Below are 4,607 nucleotides of genomic sequence, written 5' to 3' on the forward strand. Positions count from 1 at the left end.
AAAATTGCGGCCTGTTTCGCCTGAATATCTACGAGCCACGGGCCTTTCCGGTCAGAGAAACTTAACGTGACAACACCGTCGCAGCCTCTCAATCTCGGTACCGGTACGGGATCGTCAGTCATGGAGGTCATCGAGACAGTTCGGGCAGTGACGGGACGTGAGGTTCCCTATCGCTTTGGAGAACGCCGGCCTGGGGATCCGGCAGTACTGGTCGCGGGCTCACGCGCCCACGCCGTCCTCGGATGGAACCCGGTTCACAGCAGCATGCATCAGATCGTTGACACTGCGTGGCGCTGGTATCTGAAGAAGAAGGCACGACATTTAGCCGGTTGACGGTGCGACGTCGTCAGTTCACATGCAGTCGACGTCGCTGCCGGCGAGCCCATGCGACCCCGCGCCGGGCATAAGCCGGTGATATCCAGAATACGCGGTAGGCTAAAGATGACGGGTTCCGCTTATGTGCTCGACAACCGGCCTCGGCCGAATGGGTCGCCCCATACTAAGACGACCCGCGCAGCTAACCGCCGGTTCCGCTGAAAAGGCGGTTCGCTGATCGCGACCGGCTACAACCGCTCCGTATTACGGCGGATACGGCTCGCTAGACTACGGAGAAACTGCACGCTTATTTCGCTCATAGCCGGCCGAAACGAGATCACCTTGCTTCAGCTTGAGCACCTCATCACCGGGGCGTGGAGGAATGTGACTAAATACGTACCACTGCCCGCTCGGTAGCCGCCGTTGCCAGATCGTCTGGCCGTCGCTCTTATGTTCAAAACAAGTTGTCGCCACGCCGTCACCGTCCGAGGCGAACCACCTGGCGGTAAAGCAAGCCCGTCCTGGATCCTTCGCGTACCAACGGCCATCGGCATAGCTGGCCTTTGCGCCACTTCCGGTGAAGGCCGTAAATCGGCGGCGATCCCCCTCACCAAAATATCCCGCGCCGTCGTTCCAAAGCCATGTGTGGTTTCCATAAAGTTCGTGGAGTTCCCCGAGCGTTAGAGGCCGTGTTTCTGATACCAGCGTGCCACCCGGTTCTTCCACTAGATCTGCTGAGTGAACAACGGTTGAAGCGCCAAGCGCAACGAAGAAAATGCTAAAGCAGGTAAACAGGCCGGACGAGATTGCGGTCACTTGCCTCGCTCCTTCATTAGGACTTCACTATTCACTGATAGCACGCCGCTCGGAGAAATAAAACGCAGCTGAACGCGGTGATTTGCGCCTTCACATAACCGTGGCTGGGGCGATTTGTTCCCTTGCTTGTGTAGCGGCAGACTAACACGCTTGCCAAGCGATGCGGCAGCTAAGACGAAGGTATGCGAGCCTTTAAGTTGTCACGCTAATCGATGGCTTCGGAACCTCGCCCCATTCGCGTTATCAACCGTCATTACGAAGCGAGGGATGCTGTCCTCGTCCAAGACGACGGAGCGTCTGTGCCGATCCGCGCTCGACTGGGAGGAGGAAACTTCGGCCAGCGCACACGCTGTCGAAGCGAGATTGATAAGCGGCTGAATGCCGTGCCGCATGCGCCACTCTGCCAACAATGGGCCAAGGAGATGACCCGGTAGGCAGGGCCCTTTTGGCGCTAGAGCGAAGGGAACGGCCTCGAGGATAAGAACACCGACTTGTCCATTGGCGATTCAACGAAGCCCCGCCTGTCAAGGCGGAGCTTCCTCGTTTATCGCGCAAGGAAGACCGGGACTTTGCATTCCTCGATAATCGATTCCGTGACGCCACCAAAGATCTGCTCCAGTATTCTTGGATGTCCATAGGCACCCATCACGATCATGTCGCATCCGATTTCAAGCGCGTGCTGGCGCAAGACATCTGCCGTTCGCCGTTCGCCGCTGGCGAGTTGTTCAACGGTGGTGGACACACCGTGGCGGGCGAGGAAGGTGGCAATATCGGCGCCGGGTTCTCCGCCGTTCTTGAAATAGCTGCTGTCGGGATCGACGAGAACAACGTGGGTGTTTTCTGCACTTTTCAGCATGCTCAGCGCCGCCTTGGCCGCATTCACGGCTTCGGGCTTCGAATTCCATGCAAGCATCACGGTTTTCGGAGAAAGGCTAGTCGTGCCGCTCTCCGGCATCAACAAGATCGGGGTATCTGCGTGAAATGCTGCAGCCGCGACGACAGCTTTGCGCAGTCCGGCATTTGAACGGACGCCCTGCCCGGCGAGAACCAGGTCGGCATACATCGCACGCAAGCGGATTTCACTCTGAAGGACGTAAAGATCGCCGTAAAGGCTATCCACCTCATAGGAAACCCCTTCTTTCCGCAAGAGATCGTCTGCCTTCTGGCGAACCACAGTTAGCTCCTCGATCTCCTTGTCCCTTTCGTCAAGCCATGCGCTTGCGACCGGATAATTCTCGCCCAGCGGCGGGATTGCGCTACGCACGATAGCGACGGAAAGATGGGAGTTGGTATCATTGGCGAGACTGGTGGCGTGTTCTAGGTCAGCATCCGCATTCGAAACCCCTAAGATTGCAATTATGGTCTTGAAGGTCATGTCTTGGCTCCTCTGATTGATCGGCTACTAGGGTAGCGTGCGGCCAGGACAAAGATGCCGCTATGATCTTCGTCAATCGGTTAGATGTTCCGTGAACAGTCGTCAGACTTGACAGGAAGAGCAACGTGGCTTCGAGTTCATTTGACCAGGTAACGCCGCAAAACACGGCTATGGTGGGCACCCTGAGCGCGACTGTTGGTGGCGCAACAAATCTGGAAGCACTGGGTGCAGTGGCTCAAGCTCGACCAACAGCGAGTGGGTAAGCGAGCCTTTTACAGAAGCTGCAAGCGTGGGCCGAGCATCGCGGCTATGGAGACACAGCTTGTATGTCGCGCGTCCGGAATAGGCGGAAGGGACCAGACAATGACATGACAGGTTATCGGACATCTGCGGATGAAGCTCGCGAACATACCTAAGAGTGTGTGCAGAAAAACGAGGGTGGGGGAGAGATGCCTGCTAACCCGCAAGATATGACCTAAACAGGCTGCCGCTCCTATTTTGTGGACCGCGTGCCTCCAGCGACATCTATTGCCTCGACCATTACCGCCGATCTCTTCAGCCCGAGCCGCGCTAAGACGCAGCGCTTCTGTGAAGGTGGTCGTTCTCCGCTGCCGTGCGGCACGCGAGCTCGGCAACCCTCTCCTCAATGGGCACGTTTCCCGTAGACGTGCCATCTTCGTGGAGAGGCCGCCCTTGGAATGAAGATCAGCTTCTTCGATTCAAGATCGAGCTGACGATCAAAAAGAGACGCCCACGCTTCGGGACATCCGGCTCCTCTTAACACGATCTAAATGCGAACTTTTTTCCGTCCATTTACCCGTTCGCAGCCAAGCGTGCCGTTGGGCGATACAAAATTTAAAGGCAGAAGGCCCGCCTCTGGTTGATCAGGTGGGTTCTTGTTCCAATCGTTTGGTCCCGCACCCGGTGCAACGCCTGAAGATCGGGTTGTTCCTCAGTCTTGAGTGTCGCAGACCGCATTGCTTGCCGCTTGGCGCCGCCTCTGCGCCGATGATGTCGGTCTTCTTCGATTTAAGTAGGGCCTCACAAATTACGCAGGATAAAGCACACCCTATGTCCCAGCGCCAGGGTGGCATCAATGGCTCTCCGTTCGTCCGGCTACCATAAATGATTTGCGTCAATGCAAGAGATGGCGGCTGCGCTTTATATGAAAGCGGCGATGACTCAACCGCTGCGGCAACAGAGGCTGTGCGGTTTTTCTAATGGAGTAAACAGGGCGAAACAGCACATGATCGTCCATCGAAGCGTGAAAAGGTTCATCGGCTCAGTTTTTTTGACACAAAAAGGAACAAATTAATGTCTCAACAAGCAAAAGTTGCTCTCGTCACCGGATCCGCACAGGGGATTGGCCGAGGCATTGCTCTGCGGCTGGCCCGCGACGGTTTCGATCTTGCCCTTGTTGATCTCAAGGCGGATAAGTTGAACACGGTCGCTGAGGAGATAAGCGCCCTTGGTCGCAGGGCATCAGTCTTCGGTGCCGACGTCAGCGACCGCGCTCAGGTATATGCCGCCATTGATCACGCGGAGGCGGAGCTGGGCGGTTTCGATGTCATTGTTAATAATGCCGGTATTGCACAGGTGAAGCCCATTGAAGACATACGGCTCGAAGACGTTGAGAAGATTTTCAGGATCAACATCCATGGCGTACTATGGGGAATTCAGGCTGCCGCAAAAAAGTTCAAGGCACGGGATCAAAAAGGCAAGATCATCAACGCCTCATCGATCGCCGGGCATGAAGGCTATGCAATGTTGGGAATCTATTCGGCGACGAAATTCGCTGTTCGCGCACTAACTCAGGCATCTGCAAAGGAATTAGCCGCCAATGGCATCACCGTCAACGCCTATTGCCCGGGCGTTGTCGGCACAGACATGTGGGTCGAGATCGATGAAGCGTTTGCCATGCTCACTGGTGCGCCGAAGGGTGCCACGTACGAGAAGTTCGTAGAAGGCATTGCATTGGGTCGCGCGCAAACTCCTGAAGACGTCGCAGCCTGTCCGACATCAGGGCCTTTGAGACAAAACTGGTTTAATTAAGAAGAGAGGATTTTCGGCTCATCATAGCTTTATCAAAGGACGCAAAGAT

The 4,607-nt window shown here is 55.9% G+C and carries 4 protein-coding genes; 2 read left to right on the top strand and 2 right to left on the bottom strand.

Annotation, left to right across the window (positions count from 1 at the left end):
- Nucleotides 1–66: 66 nt before the first annotated feature.
- The gene (locus tag HWX93_RS22375; RefSeq protein WP_176038773.1) at nt 67–333 is read left to right on the top strand and encodes a hypothetical protein; all 267 of its coding nucleotides are present in this window, start codon (nt 67–69) and stop codon (nt 331–333) included.
- A gap of 270 nt (nt 334–603) precedes the next feature.
- Here HWX93_RS22375 and HWX93_RS22380 read toward each other — a convergent pair whose 3' ends face one another.
- Both HWX93_RS22380 and HWX93_RS22385 read right to left on the bottom strand, forming a co-directional pair.
- On the bottom strand, nt 604–1,131 hold the full coding sequence (locus HWX93_RS22380) for a DUF995 domain-containing protein (RefSeq protein WP_176038774.1): 528 nt from the start codon (nt 1,129–1,131) through the stop codon (nt 604–606).
- Between the two features lie 544 nt (nt 1,132–1,675).
- A complete protein-coding gene (locus HWX93_RS22385; protein WP_176038775.1) occupies nt 1,676–2,506 on the bottom strand; it encodes a universal stress protein in 831 nt (276 codons plus the stop codon).
- Between the two features lie 1,314 nt (nt 2,507–3,820).
- Between HWX93_RS22385 and HWX93_RS22390 the strand changes: the two genes are divergently transcribed.
- Entirely contained in the window at nt 3,821–4,558 is a 738-nt protein-coding gene (locus HWX93_RS22390) for an acetoin reductase (RefSeq protein ID WP_176038776.1), read from the top strand.
- The last annotated feature ends 49 nt before the right edge of the window (nt 4,559–4,607 follow it).

The sequence above is a fragment of the Brucella tritici genome, from assembly GCF_902825325.1.
GTDB lineage: Bacteria > Pseudomonadota > Alphaproteobacteria > Rhizobiales > Rhizobiaceae > Brucella.

Coding starts and splice junctions, on each gene's coding strand:
- HWX93_RS22385 (WP_176038775.1), bottom strand. CDS start 2,506: ATGACCTTCAAGACCATAATTGCAATCTTAGGGGTTTCGAATGCGGAT.
- HWX93_RS22390 (WP_176038776.1), top strand. CDS start 3,821: ATGTCTCAACAAGCAAAAGTTGCTCTCGTCACCGGATCCGCACAGGGG.